Below are 23,979 nucleotides of genomic sequence, written 5' to 3' on the forward strand. Positions count from 1 at the left end.
GGGACGGCAGCACGACAGGCCAACGGGAGGGAGAATCATCATGGAATGTCCGTTTTGCGCCGGTGACGGCGGCGAAGTGGTGTGGCGCGATCCGGTGTTGCGCGTGGTGCTGGCGAGCGAGCCCGGTTATCCGGGCTTCGCGCGCGTGATCTGGAGCGAGCACGTCGCAGAGATGAGCGATCTGCCGCAGGCGGCGCGTGAGCATGTGATGCGCGCCGTGTTCGCCGTCGAGACCGCGCAGCGCACGGTGATGTCGCCGCACAAGGTCAACGTCGCGAGTCTGGGCAATATGGTGCCGCACGTGCATTGGCACGTGATTCCGCGTTATCGCGACGACATCCACTTCCCCGGTTCGGTCTGGAGCGCGCCGCAGCGCGAACTGCCGGAGGCGGTCATCGCAGAGCGCTCGGCATGGCTGCCAGCGTTGCGCGAGGCCATCGTGGCAGAATTGGAACGCATGCCGGGCTGGCCTGCCTGATTAAGCGGGCTGAATGAGTTGGCTGAATGAGCGACCTGATTCAGCGACCTGACTGAGCACGCCTGAGCGGCTATACTGCCCGCCGATGTGCCGAATGAGGCACTCGCGCAGTTTCTGCGCGCGGCGACCGAATTTTCTGGAGCAAGATCATGGCTGGGCTGGAGAAAGACACGCCGATTCCCGTTTCCCTGACGCTGCATCGCGCATCAAAGGTGCTGGAACTCGGTTACGAAGACGGCAAGACCTACCGCCTGCCGTTCGAAATGCTGCGCGTGCTCTCGCCGTCGGCGGAAGTGCGTGGTCACGGGCCGGGGCAGGAGACGCTGCAAACCGGCAAGCGTGACGTCACGCTGAACGGTCTGGAGCCGATCGGCAATTACGCCGTGCGTCCCGTCTTCTCGGACGGCCACGACACCGGCATCTATTCGTGGGATTACCTCTACGAGCTGTGCGTGCGTCAGGACGCGCTCTGGCAGGAATACCTGGACAAGCTCGCGGCAGCGGGTGTCGATCGCGACACGCCGATGGTGTCGCCCGCGGCCGGTGGCTGTCACCACCATTGAGGCCCCGGCGCCGCGCACACGCGAGTGTGTGCCCGCTTACCTGATTTTGGAGATGTGCAATGGGTGATCAGACCCACTTCGGTTATACGACCGTAGACGAGAAGGAAAAAGCTGGCAAGGTTGCCGAGGTGTTCCATTCCGTCGCGAGCAAGTACGACATCATGAACGACCTGATGTCGGGCGGCCTGCACCGCATCTGGAAGGCCTTCACGATCGGACGCGCCGCTGTGCGTCCCGGCTTCAAGGTGCTCGACATCGCTGGCGGTACAGGCGATCTGTCGAAAGCGTTTGCACGTGCGGCGGGCCCGACCGGCGAAGTCTGGCACACCGACATCAACGAATCGATGCTGCGCGTGGGCCGCGATCGTCTGCTCGACGACGGCATCGTCACGCCGTCGCTGCTGTGCGACGCCGAGAAGCTGCCGTTCCCGTCGAACTATTTCGACGTGGTGACCGTGGCGTTCGGTCTGCGCAACATGACCCACAAGGACGCCGCGCTCGCAGAAATGCGCCGCGTGATCAAACCGGGCGGCAAGGTCATGGTGCTGGAGTTCTCGAAGGTCTGGCAGCCGCTGGAAAAGGCGTACGACGCGTATTCGTTCAAGGTGCTGCCGTGGCTGGGCTCGCGCATCGCGGGCGACGCCGACAGCTATCGCTATCTGGCCGAGTCGATTCGCATGCACCCGGATCAGGAAACGCTCAAGTCGATGATGGAAGATGTCGGTCTTGAGCGCGTGGAGTATCACAACCTGACCGCCGGTGTCGTCGCCCTGCACATCGGACGCAAGTTCTGAGTACACACTCACTTACCTGATCGTCCAGACGACATGCAGCGCCCCGGATTGCGGAGAAACGCCGCGCCGGGGCGTTTTGTTTGCCGTTACCTAAGTACAAGCTAATTTTGCTGTGGCAGAATCGCCCATCGCCTTATCTGGTTTTAGTACGTAAAAAACGTCTGAACCATTTGGGTTGACGTCTGTCAGTAGACAGCAACCTATAACTCCACGGAGAGACCAGAACGATGTTCCAGTTCCTGAAAAACAAGCTGTTGTTGGGCGTTGTGGCCGGCGTAGTGGCGGTCGGCATGACGATCGCGGACGCTGACGCCAAGCGCGTTGGCGGCGGCCGGAGCATCGGCAAGCAGTCCAACACCGTGACGCAACGTCAGGCAACGCCGCAGCAGCCGGCGCAAGCCGCCCCGGGCGCAGCCCCGACTCAGGCCGCTCCGGCGGCCGCAGGCGCAGGTGCCGCAGGTGCGGCCGCAGCCGCCAAACCGGCCAACCGCTGGCTCGGACCGATCGCTGGTCTGGCCGCAGGCCTCGGTATTGCCGCGCTGTTGTCGCACTTCGGCATGGGTGGCGCATTCGCCAGCATGATGGCCAACGTCATCATCATCGCGTTGATCGCGTTCGCCGTGATGTGGCTGATCCGTCGCTTCCGCGGCAATAAGTCGCAGTCCCAGACGCCTGCCTATGCAGGCGCGGGCAACGACGCATCGTCGAACAATTCGCTGCGTCAGCAGTGGGATAACCAGCAGCAACCGCAGCAATCGCAGCAGACCGCCTTCCAGACGGCTGCCCCGGTCGCCGCAGGTGCCGCAGCCGGTGCCGCCGCAGCCGAGTCGTTCGGTGTGCCGGCCGGTTTCGACACGGAAGGCTTCCTGCGCAGCGCGAAGGTGTACTTCAACCGTCTGCAAGCCGCCTGGGACAAGGGCGATCAGGCCGACATCAACGAGTTCACCACGCCGCAGATGTTTGCGGAAATCAAGATGGACCTCGAAGAACGCGGTAAGTCGACCAACCGTACGGACGTCGTGCAACTGGACGCCGAACTCCTCGGCATCGAGCAATCGACCAGCGAGTACATGGCCAGCGTTCGTTTCTCGGGCCTGATCCGCGAAGCCGAAGGTGCCGCCGCCGAGCCGTTCAACGAGGTGTGGAACCTGACCAAGCCGGTGACCGGCAACGGTGGCTGGGTGCTCGCCGGGATTCAGCAGCTCGCGTAAGCTGGCTTAAGCCGAAGTAGGCTGGCGACGTTTTTGGCGTAACCTGCCTTACAATGAGAGCCCGCGCGTCAATGCGCGGGCTCTTTTGTTTTTGCCGTCCGAAGGTTGTCTGCGGACGGCGTCTTTCGGTGCGACCGGTGTTCAGCACCGGCCGGCCGCCAAGCTCATGACCGTAGCCGCCAAAGCCTTTGCCGCCACCGTGAACCATTTGCTTGCCCGCGAACCGTGGGCACGCGACCGTCTGCGCCATCATGTCGGTGCGTCCGCCCGGCTGGCCATGTCGGCAATCGACGTGCGCCTGCGTGTGGGCGACGACGGCTATCTGGCCGCCACTGAGGCGGACTTCCCCTGCGACGTCAGTATCTCGGTGCCCCCGGCGGCGCTGGCCGACTTCGCAGGCGGCGGACAGGCCGCCGTGATGCGTCACGTTAAGATCGAAGGCGACGCCGAATTCGCCAATACGGTGTCCTATCTGGCGCAGCATCTGCGCTGGGAAGTGGCCGAAGACCTTAGCAAGGTCATCGGCGACGCCGCAGCCCATCGCGTGACGGAGACCGGCCGCGCGGCTGTTGCGGGCGCTCGCCGCACAGGCGGCACGCTGGTGCGCTCGCTGGCCGATTACTTCGTGGAAGAGAACCCGCTGCTGGTAGCGCGTCCGCGTCTGGATGCGATGCGCTCCGATATCGGCACGCTGCGCGACGACCTCGCGCGGCTGGAAAAGCGTCTCGAGAAGCTGGAACGTCTGAAGGGATCGCCCGATGCGGCGTCCCGCACTACCGGAGGCCGCTGACCGATGCGTCTCCTGCGTCTCATCAAGATTTTCTTCGTCTGCTATCGCTACGGGCTCGACGAGCTGGTGCTCTCGAGCATTCCGCATCCCTTCACGCGCGCGCTGCTGCGCGTGCTCACGATTGGCCGCAGTGGGCTGAAAGCGCCGCGCGGCGAACGTCTGCGTCTGGCGCTCGAATCGCTGGGTCCGATCTTCGTGAAGTTCGGGCAGGTGCTGTCGACGCGTCGCGATCTGATGCCGCCGGACCTCGCACAGGAACTGGCGCGCTTGCAGGATCAGGTGCCGCCGTTCGATCCGCAGGTCGCCCATGCGAGCATCGAAAAGTCGCTGGGCCGTCCGCTCGACGAAGTGTTTGTGGAGTTCGAGCGCATGCCGGTGGCGAGCGCTTCGATTGCGCAGGTGCACTTTGCGCGGGTTCGCGATGGCGAGCACGCAGGCAAGGAGGTCGCGGTCAAGGTGCTGCGTCCGAACATGCTCAACGTGATCGACAGCGATCTGGCGCTCATGCGCGATCTGGCCGGTTGGGTGGAGCGTCTGTGGCCGGATGGCAAGCGTCTGAAGCCGCGTGAGGTCGTGGCCGAGTTCGACAAGTATCTGCACGACGAACTCGACCTGATGCGCGAGGCCGCCAATGCCGCGCAGTTGCGTCGCAACTTCATCGATTCCGGCATGTTGATGGTGCCGGAGATCTACTGGGAATTCAGTTCCAGTTCCGTGCTTGTGATGGAGCGCATGCATGGCGTGCCGATCAGTCAGATCGACGTGCTGCGCGAGGCGGGCGTCGATCTGAAGAAGCTCGCGCGCGAAGGCGTCGAGATCTTCTTTACGCAGTTCCTGCGCGATGGCTTCTTCCACGCCGATATGCACCCGGGCAACATCCTGGTGAGCCTGGATCCCGCAACGTTCGGACGCTACATCGCGCTCGATTGCGGCATCGTCGGGGCGCTGTCCGAATTCGACAAGAACTACCTCGCGCAGAACTTCCTCGCGTTCTTCCGTCGCGACTATCACCGGGTGGCGTCGCTGCACCTGGAGTCGGGCTGGGTGCCGCCGGACACGCGCGTAGAAGAACTCGAAGGCGCGATCCGCGCGGTGTGCGAGCCGTACTTCGATCGTCCGCTCAAAGAGATTTCGCTGGGGCTGGTGCTGATGCGTCTGTTCCAGACGTCGCGCCGCTTTAACGTCGAAATTCAGCCGCAACTCGTGTTGCTGCAAAAAACGCTGCTCAATATCGAAGGGCTGGGACGTCAGCTCGATCCCGATCTGGATCTCTGGAAGACGGCCAAGCCGTTCCTGGAGCGCTGGATGGCCGAGCAGATCGGCCCGCGCGGCTGGCTGGAGCGGTTGAAGGCGGAAGTGCCGCAGTGGAGCAAGACGATGCCGCAATTGCCGCGGCTGATCCATCAGGCACTGGCGGCGCACGCACGTCCGCAGGACGACACGCTGATGCTCGCACTCCTTCAGGAGCAACGCCGCACCAACCGCCTGCTGACCGGCGCGTTCTGTCTGGTCGGCGGTATCGCCATCGGTGTGCTGACGGCGTTCGTGTGGTTGTATAGCTAAGGTTTCGAAGGGGACGGACGTGGTCGTGAATCGTAGGCATTCGATAGTGCTCCACGCCTCGCGCGAAGGAGATTCGCCGGAGAAGAGCGGGGCAACGCCCGTGCCATCGGTGCCATCGGTGCCATCGTTTTCCCATCGCGATCCGTCGCGCGCCGAATTCTGGGACGAACGTTTCGCCAGCGCCTTCATGCCGTGGGACGCCGCCGGTGTTCCGCAGGCGCTGCGCGAGTTCGTGGCAGGCGAGGGCGCACCGCGCGCCACGCTGATCCCCGGTTGTGGTGCAGCGTACGAAGCTGCGTGGCTTGATGCACAGGGCTGGCCGGTGCGCGCCATCGACTTCTCGCCGGGGGCCGTCGATGCGGCCAAGGCACAACTGGGCGCACGGGCGTCGCTCGTCGAGCAAGCCGACTTCTTCACTTACACGCCGCCGTTCACGCTCGACGTGATCTACGAGCGCGCGTTTCTCTGTGCGCTGCCTCGCGATCTCTGGCCGGGCTACGCCCGTCGTATGGCGCAACTGCTGCCGTCGGGCGGACGTCTCGCCGGATTCTTCTTCCTCAAGGAAACGCCCAAGGGGCCGCCGTTCGGCATGACGCCGGAGGCGCTCGATGCGCTGCTGTCGCAGGACTTCGTCTGCGAGGCCGATCGTCTCGTCGACGACTCGGTGCCGGTCTTTGCCGGGGCCGAACACTGGATGGTCTGGCGGCGTCGCTGAAGCCTCATGCCCGGCGGTCTGCCCGTCGAAGCCTCCTGGCGACGTGTTTGTACAACACGTCGCTGACGTCAACTGCGCCTAATCCCCTGACAGTCACTCGGTATTTCCCGATATTTGCCACGAACCGTCCGGGGATTTGTGACTTTTTTCCCCGCGCATCCCGCGCGCCGCTATAATCGGCCCAAAATTTTTTCCCCAGGTGGCAAAAACGGGCGCCCACGAGCGCTGAATCGCATCAGCCCCGTCATGCACGACCTGATTTTCTGTTGCCCGGAAGGCTGCGGCCCAAGGCTCGGTTTCGTTGGCTTGCGCGGCGGCTTCTGTCGGCCGGATCACGCCCGCCTTTAACGTTTCCCTGCCGCGACCGTCGCTCTGGGGCTTGGCTGGGGCCGCGTTATGCTGATCTGGTTTGTCATTCTGTATTGGGTCATTTCGGTGGCTATCGGGCTGTTGGCCGCCCTCAAGGTCCGCAATACCAAGGATTTCACCGTCGCTGGCCGCCGTCTGCCTTATGGCATGGTCGTGGCTGTCGTGTTCGCGACCTGGTTCGGCTCGGAAGCAGTGCTCGGCATTCCTGCGACGTTCATCGGCGAGGGCCTGCGCGGCGTGGTCGCCGATCCGTTCGGCTCGTCGATGTGTCTGGTCCTCGTGGGCATGTTCTTCGCCCGCAAGCTGTATCGCATGAATCTCATGACGATCGGCGACTTCTACAAGCTCAAGTACAACCGCACGGTCGAGGTGGTGACATCGGTCGCCATCGTCATTTCGTACCTCGGCTGGGTCGGCGCACAGATCAAGGCGCTGGGCCTCGTGTTCCATACGGTGTCCGGCGGTGCGATGTCGGAGCCGACGGGCATGATCATCGGCGCGATCTCGGTGCTGGCCTACACGCTGCTGGGCGGCATGATTTCGGTGGCCGTGACCGACTTCATCCAGATGATCATCATCGTCGTGGGGCTGGTGTACATCGCCGTGGTCGTGTCGGGCATGGTGCCGGGTGGGGCGAGTGCGGTGATCGCGCACGCTTCTGAGGCGGGCAAGTTCGTGTTCCTGCCGGAGATGAATCCGGCGGATGTCTTAGCGTTCATAGCGGCCGGTGTCACCATGATGTTCGGCTCGATCCCGCAGCAGGACGTGTTCCAGCGCGTGATGTCGTCCAAGTCGGAGAACATTGCCGTCTCCGGTTCCGTGACGGGCGGCGTGCTGTACTTCTTCTTCACGTTCATCCCGATTTTCCTCGCCTACTCGGCGCTGCTGATCGCCCCGTCGATGGTCCAGAAGTACCTCGGCACCGACCCGCAACAGATCCTGCCGCAGTTGGTGCTCACCAGCGTGCCGATCGTCGCCCAGGTGATGTTCTTCGGGGCGTTGCTCTCCGCCATCAAGAGCTGTGCGTCGGCGACGCTGCTGGCACCGTCGGTGACGTTCGCGGAGAACATCATTCGTCCGATGCTCAAGGGCCAGATCGACGACAAGCATCTGCTGCGTCTGATGCGGATCGTCGTGCTGTGCTTCACGGCGCTGGTGCTCGTGTACGCCCTGAACTCGAAGGCGTCGATCTTCCAGATGGTCGAGAGCGCGTACAAGGTCACGCTCGTGTGCTGCTTTGTGCCGCTGGCGTTCGGTCTGTACTGGAAGCGCTCCAGCTCGCTGGGCGGCACGCTGGCCGTGTTCTTCGGGCTGATCGTGTGGATTGCCTGCGAAGCCCTTGCGCCGGAAGCGCTGGTGCCACCGCAACTGGCCGGTCTGCTGGCGTCGATTACGGGGATGGTCGTCGGCTCGCTGCTGCAACCGGCCTCGGAGCGCGGGCAGCCGCCGGAGCCGCAGGTCTCGACGATCTGACGCGGGCCGATGGCGAGCGCATAGCGAACGGGGCGGCAACTGCCGCCCTTTTCCATTGACGACGCGGCTTGCCACGCGGATCGCGGCGACGCCCGGTCTTGATCTTGCCCCACGACGCCCCCATTTATCTCCGTACAAATCCCGAAAGCCTTGTGAAGCGGTTATAATTCAAGGCTTTGCGCGCCTTTTTCCGTCGGAAAGAATCATGCCTATCTATGCCTATCGTTGCGAAACATGCGGTTTCGCCAAGGATGTGCTGCAAAAAATGAGCGATGACCCGCTCACCCAGTGCCCCGAATGCGGCAAGGACTCGTTCGTCAAGCAGGTGACTGCTGCCGGGTTCCAGCTCAAGGGCTCGGGATGGTATGTGACCGATTTCCGCGGTGGTTCGGGCGGCGCAAGCGCACCGGCATCGGGCGCGGCAGCATCGGCAGCTCCGGCAGCCGCCTCGTCGGGCGAGAGCGCCTCTGCATCGTCGGCTTCGGCTGGCGGCGAGTCGTCGAGCGCCCCGGCAGCGAGCTGCGGCGGCGGTTGCGCCTGCCATTAAGCCGAATTTCCCCTGACCCCCAGTAGCCGACCACATTCGCGAGTCCTGCCATGAGCGTCAAAAAACCCGCGTTGAAGACGATTTTCCTCACCGGCCTGCTGGTGCTGGTGCCCCTCGCCATCACGCTTTGGGTGCTCGGCCTGATCATCGGCACGATGGATCAGACCCTGCTGCTCCTGCCGGACGAGTGGCAGCCGTCGCGCCTGCTCGGTCTGCGCATTCCAGGCTTCGGCGTGATCGTCACGCTCGCCTTCGTGTTCGTCGTCGGCCTTCTGACGCATAATTTCATTGGCCAGAAGCTGGTCGGCTGGTGGGAAGCCATTCTGACGCGCATTCCCATCGTTGGACCCTTGTACGGTAGCGTCAAGCAGGTCTCCGACACGCTGCTCTCGAGCAGCGGCAACGCGTTTCGCAAGGCGTTGCTCGTGCGTTATCCGCACGGAGAGTCCTGGACCATCGCTTTCCTGACCGGCGCGCCGGGCGGCGATGTGGTCAATCACTTGCAGGGCGAGTATGTGAGCGTCTATGTCCCGACGACGCCGAATCCGACCTCGGGCTTCTTCCTGATGATGAAGACGAGCGACGTGATCGAACTCGACATGACGGTCGACGCTGCACTGAAGTACATCGTATCGATGGGCGTGGTGGCGCCCGCCCACAACCCGCGCCAACAACGTCCCGGTCCGCTCCTGTGAGCCACCGGGATCTGACGACGCCATTTTTTGAAAATCGGAACAGCAAAATGTCCATGCGTACCTCCTACTGCGGTCTGGTGACCGAGCAACAACTGGGCCAGACGGTCAAGCTTTGTGGCTGGGTCAATCGCCGCCGTGATCACGGCGGGGTCATCTTCATCGACCTGCGCGATCGCGAAGGTCTGGTGCAGGTCGTGTGCGATCCGGACCGCGCTGAGATGTTCAAGGCCGCCGAAGGCCTGCGCAATGAGTTCTGCGTGCAGATCACGGGTCTCGTGCGCAGCCGTCCGGCCGGCACCGAGAACGCCAACCTGACGAGCGGCAAGATCGAAGTGCTGTGCCACGAGCTCCAGGTGCTCAACCCGTCGGTCACGCCCCCGTTCCAGCTCGACGACGAAAACCTGTCGGAAACCACGCGCCTCACGCATCGCGTGCTGGATCTGCGTCGTCCGCAGATGCAATACAACCTGCGCCTGCGTTACAAGGTGGCGATGGAAGTGCGCAAGTATCTCGACGCGCAAGGCTTCATCGACATCGAAACGCCGATGCTCACGAAGAGCACCCCGGAAGGCGCGCGCGACTACCTAGTGCCGTCGCGTGTGAACGCCGGTCAGTTTTTCGCGCTGCCGCAATCGCCGCAGCTGTTCAAGCAGTTGCTGATGGTGGCGGGCTTCGACCGCTACTACCAGATCACCAAGTGCTTCCGCGACGAAGACCTGCGCGCTGACCGTCAGCCGGAATTCACGCAGATCGACTGCGAAACCTCGTTCCTCTCGGAGCAGGAAATCCGCGATCTGTTCGAGAACATGATCCGTCACGTGTTCAAGGAAGCCATCGATGTCGAACTCGACGCGAAGGTGCCGGTCATGGAGTACTCGGAAGCGATGCGCCGCTTCGGTTCGGACAAGCCGGACCTGCGCGTGAAGCTCGAATTCACCGAGCTGACCGACGTGATGGGCGACGTGGACTTCAAGGTGTTCTCGGTGCCCGCCACGACCGAAGGTGGCCGTGTGGTCGCCCTGCGCGTGCCGGGCGGTGCAGAGATCTCGCGCAGCGAAATCGATGCTTACACCGACTTCGTGAAGATCTACGGTGCGAAGGGTCTGGCCTGGATCAAGGTCAATGAAGTGGCCAAGGGTCGCGACGGTCTGCAGAGCCCGATCGTGAAGAACCTGCACGACGCCGCAGTCGCTTCGATCCTTGAGCGCACCGGCGCGCAAGACGGCGACATCATCTTCTTCGGCGCGGACAAGGAAAAGGTCGTCAACGACGGTATCGGCGCACTGCGTCTGAAGATCGGTCATTCGGAATTCGGCAAGTCGCACGGCCTGTTCGAAGCCGGCTGGCGTCCGCTGTGGGTCGTCGACTTCCCGATGTTCGAGTACGACGAGGAAGACGCCCGTTGGGTCGCCTGCCACCACCCGTTCACGAGCCCGAAGGACGAGCACATCGACTACCTCGAGACCGACCCGGGCAAGTGCCTGGCGAAGGCCTACGACATGGTGCTCAACGGCTGGGAAATCGGCGGCGGTTCGGTCCGTATCTTCCAGGAAGACGTGCAGAGCAAGGTGTTCCGCGCGCTCAAGCTGGGTGAAGAAGAAGCGCGTGCGAAGTTCGGCTTCCTGCTCGACGCCCTGCAATACGGCGCGCCCCCGCATGGTGGCATCGCGTTCGGTCTGGATCGCGTCATCACGATGATGGCCGGTGCCGATTCGATTCGCGACGTGATCGCGTTCCCGAAGACGCAACGTGCACAGGATCTGCTCACGCAAGCGCCGTCGCCGGTCGACGAGCGTCAACTGCGCGAACTGCACATCCGCCTGCGTCAGCCGGAAGCACCGAAGGCGTAAGCCTACGCGTTGCGTCCGTACGCTACTGCCGGGACCTGCGTCCCGGCGTGGTGAGCCGGTTGGAAAACCCCCTTTGCCGCGAGGCGAGGGGGTTTTTGCTTTCTGGCGCGCTCGATGTGTCAATGCCGGTGATTTGGGCGATGCGCCCGCGTGATGTTCGGGATCCGTGCACCGCAACGTCGCGCAGGCCCTATACAATGCATCATCGCTGCCTGAACCCCGTTGCCTGCATGAAACCCTTCAAGATTCCCGAATCCGTGCTGGTCGTGATCTATACGCCAGCGCTCGACGTCTTGCTCATCGAGCGTGCCGATGCAGGGAATTTCTGGCAGTCCGTCACCGGCAGCAAGGATCAGCTCGACGAGCCTCTGGTCGAGACCGCCGCGCGCGAAGTCTTCGAAGAGACGGGCATTCGGGTGGCGAACGGCACACCGGTGCCCGATGCCGCGCTGACCGACTGGCATCACGAGATTCAGTACAACATCTACCCGCGCTGGGCGCATCGCTACGCGCCGGGCATCACGCGTAACACCGAGCACTGGTTTGGTCTGTGTGTCCCGGAGAACACGCTCGTGACGCTCTCGCCGCGCGAGCACGTCGACTATGTCTGGTTGCCGTGGGAAGCGGCGGCCGAGCGTTGCTTCTCTCCCTCGAACGGCGACGCCATCCGGCAGTTGCCGTTACGCGTGCGCTGACCGTCCGCCCCATGTCCCGCGTGCTCATCGTCACCATCGTCCCCATCGCCCCTCCGCCTAGCCGATGAGCAAATATCTGCCGTTCTCCCGCGACAACGAACTGGCACTGCTCTATCTCGGCGCGAACTACTTCACCGCCCTCATCGACGCCATCGACCGCGCCGAGCACGACGTGGCGCTCGAAACGTACATCTTCGAAGCCGATGACGCCGGGGAGAACGTCAGCGCCGCGCTGCAACGAGCGGCGCAACGTGGCGTCAAGGTTCGGGTGATCACGGACGGCATCGGCACCAGCCGACGCTTGCCGTTCTTCGACGCGTGGCGTGAGAGCGGGGTGGCGCACCGCATCTATAACCCTCGGCTTTTCGGCAAGTTCGGCTTTTCGCGCACGCATCGCAAGATCGCTGTCGTCGATCACGCGGTGGCGTTCGTGGGCGGCATCAACATCATCGACGACTACAACAGCGGCGGCGGTGGCGGCACGCGCATGGACGACCCGCGCTGGGACTTCGCCGTGCAATGCCGCGGGCCTATCGTCGCCGAGATTGTCGCGGCGTTCCACATTCAATGGCAGCGTCTCGCACCGGGGTATCTCGGTACGCCGTTTCGCCACCGTCGCCGGGGCTTGCGCGGGCGTTTGCACGCGCCCTATACCGGTCAGGCGGCCTTCGTCGCGCGAGACAACCTCCACAATCGTCGCGCGGTCGAGAAGGCGTATCTGATGGCGCTGGGACGGGCGCGTCACGAGGTCTGGCTTGCCAATCCGTACTTCGTCCCGGGACGTCGTCTGCGACGCGCCCTCACGCAGGCCGCCAGACGCGGCGTGTCGGTGCATCTGCTCATCGGCCGCAAGGAATTCCGTCTGCTGGATACGGCGGTGCCGTGGCTATACGCCAAGCTGCTCGACGCCGGGGTGCGCATCGGTGAGTACGACATGCGTCAGTTGCACGGCAAGGTGGCGGTGGTGGACGATGTCTGGGCGACGGTCGGCTCGTCAAATCTCGATGCGTTGTCCCTGTTTCTGAATCACGAAGCCAATGTCGTCGTGCTCGACGATCCCGTTGTCATCGAACTGCGCGACCATATTCGTCGCGCGTTCGGGGACGCACGCCTGATCGACCCGGAGCGCTACGGCGAACGCTCGCGCTGGCGGCGCTTCCGTCAGTGGATGGCTTACCGGCTCTACCGCCTGGCGATGAAACTGCTCACGCGCGGCAAGTACGACTGAGCGGCGTCTGCCCCTTCCCAACCGCCCGCCCGCGCCCGCCGGGCCGGGGTCCAGGCCCAATACCGATTAGGTATTCCGGTCTAATAAATTCCTTGTTACCCCATGGACGTTTCCCAATAATAGGACGGCCGTTCGATTTTTTGGTTAGCATCGAAGAACGGATAACCAAAGCGATGCAAAACATATGCGAAAGGGTGAACAGACACGTGCCGCGATCCTGAATGCCGCGCTTGAACTGGCGGGGCGGGATGGGCTTGAGGGGCTGACGATCGGCTTGCTGGCCGATCGTATGCAAATGAGCAAGAGCGGCGTCTTCGCGCACTTTGGGTCGCGTGAAGATTTGCAGATCGAAGTGCTGATGGAATACCACCGGCGCTTCGATGAAGAAGTGTTCGCTCCCAGCATGGAAGCGCCGCGCGGCCTGCCGCGACTCAGAGCGCTGGTGGATCGCTGGATGGACAAGCGGATTCGCGAAGTGACGACGGGCTGCATCTATATCAGCGGCGCTGTCGAGTATGACGATCGTGCGGCCAGTCCGGTGCGCGAAGCCTTGGTGAAGAGTGTGCAGTTGTGGCGATCTGCCCTGCTGCGCGCGATTACGCAAGCGAAGGAGGAGGGACATCTGCGCCCGGACACCGATCCGCGCCTGATGCTCTTTGAAATGTACAGCCTGACACTCGGCCTGCATCACGACGCGCGCTTCCTTCGGGACCCCGGCGCCGTCGACATGACCCGGGTGGCACTGGAAAAACTGATTTCGTCTTATCAGCGCGGGTGAGGCGCGAGCCGTCCGCGATTCGATTCGATTTGTTCGGAGGAGTAGGTCATGGGACAGTACAACGCGCCGCTGCGCGACATGCAATTCGTCATGCACGAACTGCTGGGCGTGGAAAACGAATTGAAGGCGATGCCGAAGCACGCGGACATCGATGCCGACACCATCAATCAGGTGCTCGAAGAAGCCGGCAAGTTCTGTAGCGAAGTCGTCTTCCCGCTGAATCAAGTGGGCGATCGCGAAGGCTGTAAATACGAAGGCGACGGCGTCGTCACCACGCCCACAGGCTTCAAGGCTGCTTATCAGCAATACGTCGAAGCTGGCTGGCCGTCACTGGCGTGCGATCCGGAATTCGGCGGTCAGGGACTGCCGCAGGTCGTGAACAACGCCCTGTACGAAATGCTCAACTCGGCCAACCAGGCGTGGACGATGTATCCCGGCCTGTCGCACGGCGCTTATGAGTGTCTGCATGCCCACGGCACCCCCGAACAACAGTCCACCTATCTGCCGAAGATCGTGTCGGGCGAATGGACGGGCACGATGTGCCTGACCGAGCCGCACTGCGGCACCGACCTCGGCATGCTGCGCACGAAGGCAGAGCCGAACGGCGACGGTTCGTACGCCATCTCCGGCACCAAAATTTTCATCTCGGCGGGCGAGCACGACATGGCCGCCAACATCGTTCACCTCGTGCTGGCACGTCTGCCGGATGCGCCGCCGGGAACGAAGGGCATCTCGCTGTTCGTCGTGCCGAAGTTCATCCCCGATGCGAACGGTGCACCGGGCGAGCGCAACGGCATCAAGTGCGGCTCCATCGAACACAAGATGGGCATTCACGGCAACGCCACGTGCGTGATGAACCTCGACGGCGCGAAGGGCTGGCTCGTCGGCGAACCGAACAAGGGCCTGAACGCCATGTTCGTGATGATGAACGCGGCACGTCAGGGCGTTGGCATGCAAGGCATGGGCCTGACCGAAGTCGCTTATCAGAACTCGCTGGTATATGCGAAGGAACGCATTCAAATGCGCTCGCTCACCGGCCCGAAGGCACCGGACAAGCCCGCCGATCCGATCATCGTGCACCCGGATGTGCGTCGCATGCTGCTCACGCAAAAGGCCTATGTGGAAGGCGGTCGCGCTTTCTCGTACTGGACCGCGCTGCACATCGACAAAGAACTGTCGCACGGCGACGAAGCCGAGCGTAAGGAAGCGGCGGACCTGGTCGCGCTGCTCACGCCGATCATCAAGGCATTCCTGACGGACAACGCTTTCGAGTGCACGAACCACGCCATGCAGATCTACGGCGGTCACGGGTTCATCTCCGAGTGGGGCATGGAGCAATACGTGCGCGATGCACGTATCAACATGATCTACGAAGGCACCAACTCGATTCAGGCGCTCGACCTGCTCGGCCGCAAGGTGCTTGGCGACATGGGCGCGAAGCTCAAGAAGTTCGGCAAGCTCGTGTCGGACTTCGTGGAAGCCGAAGGCACCAAGGAAGAGATGCAAGAGTTCATCAATCCGCTCGCGGATATCGGTGACAAGGTCCAGAAGCTGACGATGGAAATCGGCATGAAGGCGATGGCCAATCCGGACGAAGTGGGTGCGGCGTCCGTGCCGTATCAACGCGTGGTCGGCCATCTGGTCTTCGCGTACTTCTGGGCGCGCATGGCGCGTATCGCGCTGGACAAGCAAGGCAGCGGCGACAAGTTCTACGAATCGAAGCTCGCCACGGCGCGCTTCTACTTCGCCAAGTTGCTGCCGGAGACCGCGTCGCAAATTCGCATGGCCCGTGCGGGCGCGAAGACGCTGATGGAAGTCGACGTCGACCTGTTCTGAGAGCGGAGGAGATCACCGTGAGCCAAACCAACAAACCCCTGGTCGTACGCAAGGTTGCCGTACTCGGCGCCGGCGTGATGGGTGCGCAGATTGCCGCGCACCTCGTCAACGCGAAAGTGCCCGTCGTGCTGTTCGATCTGCCCGCCAAGGAAGGCCCGAAGAATGGCGTCGTCACGCGCGCCATCGAGAGCCTGAAGAAGCTGAGCCCTGCGCCGTTTGCCGACAAGGCCGACGCACAATACATCGAAGCCGCGAACTACGAGGACGACCTCGAAAAGCTCGCTGGCTGCGACGTGGTGATCGAAGCGATCGCCGAACGCATGGACTGGAAGCACGACCTGTACAAGAAGGTCTCGCCGCATCTGGCCAAGCACGCGATTTTCGCGTCGAACACGTCGGGTCTGTCGATCACCGAACTCTCGGAAGGCTTCGACGCCGATCTGAAGGCACGCTTCTGCGGCGTGCACTTCTTCAACCCGCCGCGTTACATGCATCTGGTCGAATTGATCCCGACCGCAACGACCGCGCCGGAAATTCTCGATCAGCTCGAAACGTTCCTCACGTCCACGCTCGGTAAGGGTGTCGTGCGTGCGAAGGACACGCCGAACTTCATCGCGAACCGTGTCGGTGTCTTCTCGATTCTGGCGGTGTTCGCCGAAGCGCAGAAGTTCGGCATTCCGTTCGACGTCGTCGACGACCTGACGGGCAGCAAGCTCGGTCGCGCCAAGTCGGCCACGTTCCGTACCGCCGACGTGGTCGGGCTGGACACGATGGCACACGTCATCAAGACGATGCAGGACGGCCTCAAGGACGACCCGTTTGCCCCGACGTACGCCACGCCGCCCGTGCTCAAAGCACTCGTGGAGAAGGGCGCGCTGGGTCAAAAGACGGGCGCGGGCTTCTACAAGAAGGAAGGCAAGGTCATCAAGGTGCTCGACCCGCAAACGGGTGAGTACGTCGAGTCGGGCAAGAAGGCCGACGAAATGGTCGCGCGCATTCTGAAGAAGGCACCGGCCGAGCGTCTGCGTCTGCTGCGCGAATCGACCAACCCGCAGGCGCAGTTCCTGTGGGCCGTGTTCCGTGACGTCTTCCATTACATCGGCGTATATCTGGAGCAGATCGCCGACAACGCACGTGAAGTCGACTTCGCGATTCGCTGGGGCTTCGGCTGGACCACGGGTCCGTTCGAGGACTGGCAGGCTGCGGGCTGGAAGGACATCGCCCAGTGGGTGCAGGAAGATATCGACGCGGGCAAGGCTCTGTCGAACGCTCCGCTGCCCAAGTGGGTGACGGGCGGTAAGGTGGCCGAAGCCGGTGGCGTTCACACCGCGCAAGGCTCGTACAACCCGGCCAAGGACGCCTTCGTGCCGCGCAGCACGCTGCCGGTGTATCAGCGTCAGGTGTTCCCGGCCTCGCTCGTGGGCGAAGCCAGCGCCGATCCGCGTAAGTTCGGCAAGACCATCGAAGAGACCGACGCCGTGCGTCTGTGGGTCGACGAGACCCCGGGTCAGGACGACGTGCTGATCGTCTCGTTCAAGACGAAGATGAACACCATCGGGCCGGACGTCATCGACGGTCTGACCCGCGCCATCGATCTGGCCGAGCAGCAGTATCGCGGTGTGGTCGTGTGGCAGCCGACGTCGCTCAAGCTCGGCGCGCCGGGCGGTCCGTTCTCGGCAGGTGCCGATCTGGAAGCCGCCATGCCCGCCTTCATGATGGGCGGCGCCAAGGGTATCGAGCCGTTCATCAAGAAATTCCAGGACGGCATGATGCGCGTGAAGTACGCACAGGTGCCGGTCGTCTCGGCCGTGTCCGGTATCGCGCTGGGCGGTGGCTGCGAACTGCTGCTGCATAGCGCCAAGCGCGTGGCGGCGCTGGAGAGCTACATCGGTCTCGTGGAAGTCGGCGTCGGCCTCGTGCCGGGCGGCGGCGGTCTGAAGGAAGCGGCGATCCGCGCGGCCGAAGCGGCCACCGCTGCCGGTAGCGTCCAGTATCTGCAATTCGTGACGAAGTCGTTCACCAACGCCGCGATGGCGAAGGTCTCGGCCTCCGCGATCGACGCCCGCGACATGGGCTATCTCAAGCCGTCGGACACGATCGTCTACAACGTGCACGAACTGCTGTCGGTCGCCCGCAACGAAGCGCGCGCGCTGTCGGTTGCCGGGTATCGTCCGCCGCTCAAACCGGCAGGCATTCCGGTGGCAGGCCGCTCGGGCGTGTCGACGATCAAGGCGTCGCTCGTGAACATGCGCGACGGCAACTTCATCTCGGCGCACGATTTCCTGATCGCCTCGCGCATTGCCGAAGCCGTGTGCGGCGGCGATGTCGAAGCGGGCAGCCTCGTGAACGAAGAATGGCTGCTGGCGCTTGAGCGTCGCGCCTTCATCGAACTGCTGGGCACGTCGAAGACCCAGGAACGCATCATGGGCATGCTGCAGACCGGCAAGCCGGTGCGCAACTAAGCCGACCGGAGACTGACATGAGCAAACAACTGCAAGACGCCTATATCGTTGCCGCCACGCGTGCGCCGATCGGCAAGGCACCCAAGGGCAGCTACAAGAACACGCGTCCGGACGATCTGCTCGCGACCATCCTCAAGAGCACGCTCTCGCAGGTGCCGGATCTCGATCCGAAGGTCATCGAGGACGCGATCATCGGTTGCGCCATCCCCGAAGCCCAGCAGGGCCTGAACGTGGCGCGTATCGGTGCGCTGCTCTCGGGACTGCCGAACACGGTCGGGGGTGTGACCGTCAACCGGTTCTGCGCCTCGGGCCTGACCGCGCTGGCGATGGCCGCCGACCGCATTCGTGTGGGCGAAGCCGACGCCATGATCGCTGGCGGCATCGAAAGCATGAGCATGGTGCCGATGATGGGCAACACGCCGTCGCTTTCGCCGTCGATCTTCGAGCGCGACGAGAACGTGGGCATCGCCTACGGCATGGGGCTGACCGCCGAGAAGGTTGCGCAGCAGTGGGGCGTGACCCGCGAAGCGCAGGACGCCTTCGCGTTGGCTTCGCACCAGAAGGCGATCAAGGCGCAGCAAGCCGGTGAGTTCACGAACGAGATCACGCCGATCGAGATCGTCGAGCGTTTCCCGAATCTGGCAACGGGCGAAGTGTCGGTCAAGACGCGCCTGCTCTCGCTCGACGAAGGTCCGCGTCCCGACACGTCCATCGAAGGGCTGGGCAAGCTGCGTCCGGTGTTCGCGAACAAGGGTTCGGTGACGGCCGGTAACAGCTCGCAGACGTCCGACGGCGCCGGTGCGCTGCTCGTCGTGAGCGAAAAGATCCTCAAGCAGTTCAACCTCACGCCGCTCGCGCGCTTCGTGTCGTTCGCCGTGCGCGGCGTGCCGCCCGAGATCATGGGCATCGGGCCGAAGGAAGCGATTCCGGCGGCGTTGCGTGCCGCAGGGCTGAGCCAGCAGGACATGGACTGGATCGAGCTGAACGAAGCGTTCGCCGCGCAGGCGCTCGCCGTCATCAAGGATCTGGACCTCGACACCAGCAAGGTCAACCCGATGGGGGGCGCTATTGCGCTGGGTCACCCGCTGGGCGCGACCGGCGCGATTCGCGCTGCGACCGTGGTGCACGCGCTGCGCCGTCACAACCTGAAGTACGGCATGGTGACGATGTGCGTGGGTACCGGCATGGGCGCGGCGGGCATCATCGAGCGCATGTAAGGCGGGCGGATGCCGTCCGTGCGCGGGCGGCACGTCAGACACTACGATTGACGACGGCTCAGGACGCCGGGGTGCGGTTTCGCGAATGCGTGGCTGCCCCCGGCGTCGTCATCTGTCGCTACTGAGACACCGAGGAGACACACACGATGGAAGACGTATTGGTGCAGCGTCAGGGCGCGGTGCAGGTGCTCACGCTCAACCGCGTTCAGAAGAAGAATGCGATCACCGCCGACATGTATCAGGCGCTCGCGGACGGAATCAACGAAGCCGAAGACGACGCTTCGCTGCGCGTGATCCTGATTCAGGGCCAGCCCGAAGCCTTCTCGGCGGGCAACGACCTCGAAGACTTCCTGAAAAATCCGCCGAAGGACGAGAGTGCGCCCGTGTTCCAGTTCCTGCGTGCAATCAGTCAGGCGACCAAGCCGATCGTGGCCGCCGTGGCGGGCAATGCCGTCGGTGTGGGCACCACGATGCTGCTGCACTGCGATGTGGTCTACGCGGCCGATTCGGCCCGTTTCGCGCTGCCGTTCTCGCAGTTGGCACTTTGCCCGGAGGCGGCGTCGAGCTGGCTGCTGCCGCGTGTGTCGGGCTATCACCGCGCCGCTGAGAAGCTGCTCTTCGGTGAGCCGTTCGACGTGAACGAAGCGGTCGCCATGGGTTTCGTCAACCGGATCGTGCCAGCGGCCGAACTGGCAGAGTTTGCGGCGAAGCGTGCTGCGCAACTGGCCGCCATGCCTGCCGGGTCGCTGCGCGTGACCAAGCAACTGATGAAGGCTGACGGTGCAAGCGACGTACAGGCACGCATTGGCGAGGAGGGCGTCGAGTTCGCCAAGCGTCTGCTGTCGCCCGAGGCCCGTGAAGCGTTCACGGCCTTCTTCGAGAAGCGCAAGCCGGATTTCACGAAGATTTCGTAAGTTCTGCCGCTTTTGGACCGTCTGTCCGCCAGCGGGAAAGACAAACGCCGCACGCCCCGATTCGCGAGGCGTGCGGCGTTTTTACGTCTGGCAGCCGTCCCAGAGGCTCAACTGATGGCGTCGAGCTTCGGCAGCGGGCGCGGACGGCGGTCTTCGTCGGTCGCCACGTACGTCACCATCGCCTCGGTCACTTTGACGATCTCGTGCGACAGGCGCATGCGCTGGGCGTACGCCTCGACGTAGACGGTAATCGACGTGTTGCCCGTTTTGACGATGGTGGCGTAGAAGCTGAGCAAGTCGCCGACGAAGACCGGCTCCTTGAACAGGAATGAATTGACGGCGATGGTCGCCACACGGCCGTTTGCCCGTTGTGCGGCGGGGATCGAACCGGCGATGTCGACCTGAGACATGATCCAGCCGCCGAAGACGTCGCCATGGGCGTTGGCGTCGGCGGGCATCGGCATCACGCGCAACGCCAGTTCTTTTTCTTCGGGCAGGGCCGTGAGGGCAGGGGTCGGGGTACTCATGAGGTTCCTTGCTAGAGCGGGAAAGCCGGCCGGCGTCGATTTGGCGGGATTCAGCGCACGTCGCCGGGTTCTGCGAAAATACGTCATCGACGATTCTAGCGGAAAGCCCTCTCCCGAGCCGGACGCCGCCCCACCCCACCATGAGACGTTTTACTCCGGCCGAGCCCGCGCCGGCGGCCTCCGGCAAGCCCAATGCCGCCAAACCGGCGCGCGGCGACTGGCAGGTCATTAAATCCCTGATCCCGTATCTGATGGAGTTTCGCGGCCGCGTCACGCTCGCGCTGTCGTGCCTGATCCTGGCGAAGGTCGCCAACCTCGGCGTGCCGGTCATCATGAAGCACATCGTCGACGCCCTCGGCCCGGTGGCGTCGCTCTCGGCCACGGCTCGCGCCACGAACGATCCGAGCCTGATCGTCGTGGGCGGCCTTGGCATGTTGGTGATCGCTTACGGTTTTGTACGCCTGTCGACGTCGCTCTTCACCGAACTGCGCGAAATCCTGTTCTCGAAGGTGACGGAGAGCGCCGTGCGTCAGATCGCGCTCAGGGTGTTCCGGCATCTGCACGCGCTGTCGCTGCGGTTCCATCTGGAGCGGCAGACGGGGGGCATGAGTCGCGACATCGAGCGGGGCACACGAGGCATCCAGTCGATGATCTCGTACTCGCTCTACAGCATTCTGCCCACGCTCATCGAAGTCGCGCTGGTGCTCGGCTTCTTCGTCGTGCGCTACGAAGCGTTCTACGCCATCGTCACGCTCGTGGCGCTCGTGTTCTACATCACCTTCACAGTGAAGGTCACGGAGTGGCGCACGCACTTTCGTCGCACGATGAACGAACTCGACTCGAAGGCCAACGCCCGCGCCATCGATTCGCTCATCAACTACGAGACGGTGAAGTACTTCGGCAACGAAGCCTTCGAGACGCAGCGCTACGACGAGAACCTCAAGCGTTATCGCGCGGCCGCCATCCGTTCGCAGAACTCGCTGTCGGTGCTGAATTTCGGCCAGCAGGTGATCATCGCCAGCGGGCTGATTCTGATTCTGTGGCATGCCACGCAGGGCGTGATGAGCGGACGCATGACGCTCGGCGATCTCGTGCTCGTCAACACGTTCATGTTGCAGCTCTACATTCCGCTGAATTTCCTCGGCGTGATCTATCGTGAGCTCAAGCAGGCGATGACCGACATGGACCGCATGTTCACGCTGCTCGACGTGAATCGCGAAGTGGCCGATCCGCCGGGTGCGCAGCCGTTGATATGCAATGGTGGCACCGTGCGATTCGAACACGTGAACTTCGGCTACGAGCCTGCACGCCAGATTCTTCACGACGTCGATTTCACCATTGCTGCGGGGACGACCACGGCTGTCGTCGGCCATAGCGGCTCGGGCAAATCGACGCTTTCGCGCCTGCTGTTCCGCTTCTACGACGTAGGTTTCCCGGGACTCGACGGCGGACGCATTTCCATCGACGGTCAGGACATTCGGAACGTCACGCAGGATTCGCTGCGCGCCGCCATCGGCATCGTGCCGCAGGATACGGTGCTGTTCAACGACACCATTTACTACAACATCGCGTACGGCAATCCGTCCGCATCGCGCGAGCAGGTGATTGCCGCCGCGCGGGCCGCGCACATTCATGACTTCATCGAAAGCTTGCCCGCCGGTTACGAGTCGATGGTCGGCGAGCGCGGGCTGAAGCTCTCCGGCGGTGAAAAGCAGCGCGTGGCGATTGCGCGGACCATCCTCAAGAATCCGCATATTCTGATTTTCGACGAGGCGACGTCGGCACTCGATTCGCGCTCGGAACAGGCGATTCAGACGGAGTTGCGCAACATCGCGCGTGAGCGGACGACGCTCGTCATCGCGCACCGTCTTTCGACGGTGGTGCACGCGGCGCAGATCATCGTGCTCGACAAGGGACGCATCGTGGAGCGCGGTACGCACGATCAGTTGCTTCACGCCGAAGGCCTCTACGCACAAATGTGGGCGTTGCAGCAGCAGCGTCGCGGCGGGGAAGGGGATGCCGAGGCATCGCACTTCGCCACGGTGGTGTCCTGATCGCGACTTGGCGTGATTGTGCGTGCTTGTGCGCAATTCTGCGTGAGGATGACGGGCGCGGGTCTGTCATCCCGGCAGGCGATTGAGTAGACTGGCGCACTGACATCGCCTGCGCGGGAGCACCGCATGGAAATCAAGTGGCTCGAGGACTTTGTGTCCCTCGCCAAGACGAACAGTTTCAGCCGCTCGGCGGAATTGCGTCACGTGACGCAGCCCGCGTTCTCGCGGCGTATCCAGTCGCTCGAAGCGTGGCTGGGCAGCGAACTCATCGACCGTTCCAGCTATCCGACGCGCCTCACGCCCGCTGGCGAGGTCTTCTACGAGCAGGCGCTGACGTTGCTTGCGCAGGCGCAGGAAGCCCGCGCGTTGCTGCGCGAACAGCGCTCTGCCGACCATTCGGTGATCGACTTCGCCGTCCCCCACACGCTCTCCATGACGTTCTTCCCGCGCTGGCTCAAGTTGCTGGAGAAGCGTCAGGGCTTGCTGCGTAGCCGTTTGCGCGCGCTCAACGTGCACGATGCGGCCATGTCGCTCACCGACGGCGGCTGCGATCTTCTGATGTGCTACTACCACCCGAGCCAGCCGCTGCAGCTCGACTCGGCGCGCTACGAGATGATCGTGCTCGGCAGCGAGCGCTTCAGTCCGTACAGCGCCCCAGTCGCGCAAAAGCGCGCGCGTTTCAAGTTGCCCGGAACCCCGGAAGCGCCGGTGCCGTATCTGGCCTATACGTCCAACGCCTACCTCGGCCGGATGGCCGATCTGCTCGTGGGGGACGTGTCGAGCCGTCCGCATCTGGACAAGGTCTACGAAACGGACATGGCGGAGGCGCTCAAAGCGATGGTGCTCGCCGGACACGGCGTGGCGTTCCTGCCCGAGAGCGCGGTGGTCGACTCGGTGGCGCGCGGCGAACTGATCGACCTCGCGCCTCCGGGCAAAGCCGCGACGCCCTGGCATCTGGATATGGAAATCCGTCTGTATCGCGACAGGCTCGCCTATACGGACGCGAGCAACCGCCGCGAGCGTGCCAAGCGCGATGTCGTCGAGGCCTTCTGGCAGGCCGTTCGGGATCAGGTCAAAGGCTAGGTCTCCCGCCTCTCAAACGGCTGCGGGAAGCCGTCGGATAGGCGTCTTCAATAGACCGGATACGTAGTAGGGCTACGCCGCGCGAAGGGCTATTCGCATCCGGTAAGGACGTCTCCTTTGACGCGTGATCACGTCGA

The 23,979-nt window shown here is 63.3% G+C and carries 21 protein-coding genes; 20 read left to right on the top strand and 1 reads right to left on the bottom strand.

The features are described from left to right. The first annotated feature begins 40 nt into the window (after positions 1-40). From ACIQWO_RS17130 to ACIQWO_RS17215, 18 genes are all read left to right on the top strand, one after another. Positions 41-478 (top strand): HIT family protein, encoded by a 438-nt coding sequence (locus ACIQWO_RS17130; protein ID WP_150665564.1) that lies wholly within the window; start codon positions 41-43, stop codon positions 476-478. A gap of 149 nt (positions 479-627) precedes the next feature. Beyond that, positions 628-1,041: a gamma-butyrobetaine hydroxylase-like domain-containing protein gene (locus tag ACIQWO_RS17135; RefSeq protein WP_150575642.1), complete on the top strand. Its 414-nt coding sequence runs from the start codon at positions 628-630 to the stop codon at positions 1,039-1,041. A 59-nt stretch (positions 1,042-1,100) separates the two neighbouring features. Then, entirely contained in the window at positions 1,101-1,835 is a 735-nt protein-coding gene (ubiE, locus tag ACIQWO_RS17140) for a bifunctional demethylmenaquinone methyltransferase/2-methoxy-6-polyprenyl-1,4-benzoquinol methylase UbiE (protein WP_402826438.1), read from the top strand. A 227-nt stretch (positions 1,836-2,062) separates the two neighbouring features. Next, positions 2,063-3,046, top strand: coding sequence for a Tim44 domain-containing protein (locus ACIQWO_RS17145; protein WP_402826441.1), 984 nt, complete (start codon positions 2,063-2,065; stop codon positions 3,044-3,046). 166 nt (positions 3,047-3,212) lie between these two features. Continuing rightward, positions 3,213-3,836 carry an SCP2 domain-containing protein gene (locus tag ACIQWO_RS17150; protein ID WP_174990049.1) on the top strand — a complete coding sequence of 208 codons (624 nt, stop codon included), beginning with the start codon at positions 3,213-3,215 and terminating at the stop codon, positions 3,834-3,836. 3 nt (positions 3,837-3,839) lie between these two features. After that, positions 3,840-5,399 carry a ubiquinone biosynthesis regulatory protein kinase UbiB gene (gene ubiB / locus ACIQWO_RS17155; RefSeq protein ID WP_402826446.1) on the top strand — a complete coding sequence of 520 codons (1,560 nt, stop codon included), beginning with the start codon at positions 3,840-3,842 and terminating at the stop codon, positions 5,397-5,399. Between the two features lie 109 nt (positions 5,400-5,508). Continuing rightward, on the top strand, positions 5,509-6,114 hold the full coding sequence (locus tag ACIQWO_RS17160; protein WP_402826878.1) for a methyltransferase: 606 nt from the start codon (positions 5,509-5,511) through the stop codon (positions 6,112-6,114). A gap of 396 nt (positions 6,115-6,510) precedes the next feature. Further along, positions 6,511-7,956 carry a sodium:solute symporter family protein gene (locus ACIQWO_RS17165; RefSeq protein ID WP_402826449.1) on the top strand — a complete coding sequence of 482 codons (1,446 nt, stop codon included), beginning with the start codon at positions 6,511-6,513 and terminating at the stop codon, positions 7,954-7,956. A 205-nt stretch (positions 7,957-8,161) separates the two neighbouring features. Continuing rightward, on the top strand, positions 8,162-8,503 hold the full coding sequence (locus ACIQWO_RS17170; RefSeq protein WP_402826452.1) for an FmdB family zinc ribbon protein: 342 nt from the start codon (positions 8,162-8,164) through the stop codon (positions 8,501-8,503). Positions 8,504-8,553: 50 nt separating this feature from the next. Next, entirely contained in the window at positions 8,554-9,198 is a 645-nt protein-coding gene (locus ACIQWO_RS17175; protein WP_046290869.1) for a DUF502 domain-containing protein, read from the top strand. A gap of 47 nt (positions 9,199-9,245) precedes the next feature. Next, a complete protein-coding gene (aspS, locus tag ACIQWO_RS17180) occupies positions 9,246-11,048 on the top strand; it encodes an aspartate--tRNA ligase (protein ID WP_046290870.1) in 1,803 nt (600 codons plus the stop codon). A 230-nt stretch (positions 11,049-11,278) separates the two neighbouring features. After that, the gene (gene nudB, locus ACIQWO_RS17185; protein ID WP_402826459.1) at positions 11,279-11,743 is read left to right on the top strand and encodes a dihydroneopterin triphosphate diphosphatase; all 465 of its coding nucleotides are present in this window, start codon (positions 11,279-11,281) and stop codon (positions 11,741-11,743) included. Positions 11,744-11,807: 64 nt separating this feature from the next. Continuing rightward, on the top strand, positions 11,808-12,971 hold the full coding sequence (gene clsB, locus ACIQWO_RS17190) for a cardiolipin synthase ClsB (protein WP_402826462.1): 1,164 nt from the start codon (positions 11,808-11,810) through the stop codon (positions 12,969-12,971). A 184-nt stretch (positions 12,972-13,155) separates the two neighbouring features. Next, entirely contained in the window at positions 13,156-13,749 is a 594-nt protein-coding gene (locus ACIQWO_RS17195) for a TetR/AcrR family transcriptional regulator (protein ID WP_046290871.1), read from the top strand. 48 nt (positions 13,750-13,797) lie between these two features. Further along, positions 13,798-15,585: an acyl-CoA dehydrogenase C-terminal domain-containing protein gene (locus tag ACIQWO_RS17200; protein WP_402826467.1), complete on the top strand. Its 1,788-nt coding sequence runs from the start codon at positions 13,798-13,800 to the stop codon at positions 15,583-15,585. Positions 15,586-15,602: 17 nt separating this feature from the next. Beyond that, on the top strand, positions 15,603-18,047 hold the full coding sequence (locus ACIQWO_RS17205) for a 3-hydroxyacyl-CoA dehydrogenase/enoyl-CoA hydratase family protein (protein ID WP_402826470.1): 2,445 nt from the start codon (positions 15,603-15,605) through the stop codon (positions 18,045-18,047). A 17-nt stretch (positions 18,048-18,064) separates the two neighbouring features. Then, complete coding sequence (locus ACIQWO_RS17210) at positions 18,065-19,264, top strand: acetyl-CoA C-acyltransferase (RefSeq protein ID WP_402826473.1); 1,200 nt, start codon at positions 18,065-18,067, stop codon at positions 19,262-19,264. A gap of 146 nt (positions 19,265-19,410) precedes the next feature. Next, positions 19,411-20,178: an enoyl-CoA hydratase gene (locus tag ACIQWO_RS17215; RefSeq protein WP_039396125.1), complete on the top strand. Its 768-nt coding sequence runs from the start codon at positions 19,411-19,413 to the stop codon at positions 20,176-20,178. A 107-nt stretch (positions 20,179-20,285) separates the two neighbouring features. On the opposite strand, the gene ACIQWO_RS17220 is transcribed toward ACIQWO_RS17215, so the two are convergent. Continuing rightward, entirely contained in the window at positions 20,286-20,705 is a 420-nt protein-coding gene (locus ACIQWO_RS17220; protein WP_402826478.1) for an acyl-CoA thioesterase, read from the bottom strand. A 140-nt stretch (positions 20,706-20,845) separates the two neighbouring features. Here ACIQWO_RS17220 and ACIQWO_RS17225 point away from each other — a divergent pair, with 140 nt between their 5' ends. Both ACIQWO_RS17225 and ACIQWO_RS17230 read left to right on the top strand, forming a co-directional pair. Continuing rightward, complete coding sequence (locus tag ACIQWO_RS17225; RefSeq protein ID WP_402826481.1) at positions 20,846-22,759, top strand: ABCB family ABC transporter ATP-binding protein/permease; 1,914 nt, start codon at positions 20,846-20,848, stop codon at positions 22,757-22,759. 126 nt (positions 22,760-22,885) lie between these two features. Further along, the gene (locus ACIQWO_RS17230) at positions 22,886-23,842 is read left to right on the top strand and encodes a LysR family transcriptional regulator (protein ID WP_402826484.1); all 957 of its coding nucleotides are present in this window, start codon (positions 22,886-22,888) and stop codon (positions 23,840-23,842) included. The last annotated feature ends 137 nt before the right edge of the window (positions 23,843-23,979 follow it).

This window comes from Pandoraea sp. NPDC090278 (assembly GCF_044772185.1).
Classification (GTDB): domain Bacteria; phylum Pseudomonadota; class Gammaproteobacteria; order Burkholderiales; family Burkholderiaceae; genus Pandoraea.

Bases quoted from the DNA above. Each gene is read 5' to 3' on its own strand.
- ACIQWO_RS17130 (WP_150665564.1), top strand. From the start codon at position 41: ATGGAATGTCCGTTTTGCGCCGGTGACGGCGGCGAAGTGGTGTGGCGC.
- ACIQWO_RS17135 (WP_150575642.1), top strand. From the start codon at position 628: ATGGCTGGGCTGGAGAAAGACACGCCGATTCCCGTTTCCCTGACGCTG.
- ubiE (WP_402826438.1), top strand. From the start codon at position 1,101: ATGGGTGATCAGACCCACTTCGGTTATACGACCGTAGACGAGAAGGAA.
- ACIQWO_RS17145 (WP_402826441.1), top strand. From the start codon at position 2,063: ATGTTCCAGTTCCTGAAAAACAAGCTGTTGTTGGGCGTTGTGGCCGGC.
- ACIQWO_RS17150 (WP_174990049.1), top strand. From the start codon at position 3,213: ATGACCGTAGCCGCCAAAGCCTTTGCCGCCACCGTGAACCATTTGCTT.
- ubiB (WP_402826446.1), top strand. From the start codon at position 3,840: ATGCGTCTCCTGCGTCTCATCAAGATTTTCTTCGTCTGCTATCGCTAC.
- ACIQWO_RS17165 (WP_402826449.1), top strand. From the start codon at position 6,511: ATGCTGATCTGGTTTGTCATTCTGTATTGGGTCATTTCGGTGGCTATC.
- ACIQWO_RS17170 (WP_402826452.1), top strand. From the start codon at position 8,162: ATGCCTATCTATGCCTATCGTTGCGAAACATGCGGTTTCGCCAAGGAT.
- ACIQWO_RS17175 (WP_046290869.1), top strand. From the start codon at position 8,554: ATGAGCGTCAAAAAACCCGCGTTGAAGACGATTTTCCTCACCGGCCTG.
- aspS (WP_046290870.1), top strand. From the start codon at position 9,246: ATGTCCATGCGTACCTCCTACTGCGGTCTGGTGACCGAGCAACAACTG.
- nudB (WP_402826459.1), top strand. From the start codon at position 11,279: ATGAAACCCTTCAAGATTCCCGAATCCGTGCTGGTCGTGATCTATACG.
- clsB (WP_402826462.1), top strand. From the start codon at position 11,808: ATGAGCAAATATCTGCCGTTCTCCCGCGACAACGAACTGGCACTGCTC.
- ACIQWO_RS17195 (WP_046290871.1), top strand. From the start codon at position 13,156: ATGCGAAAGGGTGAACAGACACGTGCCGCGATCCTGAATGCCGCGCTT.
- ACIQWO_RS17200 (WP_402826467.1), top strand. From the start codon at position 13,798: ATGGGACAGTACAACGCGCCGCTGCGCGACATGCAATTCGTCATGCAC.
- ACIQWO_RS17210 (WP_402826473.1), top strand. From the start codon at position 18,065: ATGAGCAAACAACTGCAAGACGCCTATATCGTTGCCGCCACGCGTGCG.
- ACIQWO_RS17215 (WP_039396125.1), top strand. From the start codon at position 19,411: ATGGAAGACGTATTGGTGCAGCGTCAGGGCGCGGTGCAGGTGCTCACG.
- ACIQWO_RS17220 (WP_402826478.1), bottom strand. From the start codon at position 20,705: ATGAGTACCCCGACCCCTGCCCTCACGGCCCTGCCCGAAGAAAAAGAA.
- ACIQWO_RS17225 (WP_402826481.1), top strand. From the start codon at position 20,846: ATGAGACGTTTTACTCCGGCCGAGCCCGCGCCGGCGGCCTCCGGCAAG.
- ACIQWO_RS17230 (WP_402826484.1), top strand. From the start codon at position 22,886: ATGGAAATCAAGTGGCTCGAGGACTTTGTGTCCCTCGCCAAGACGAAC.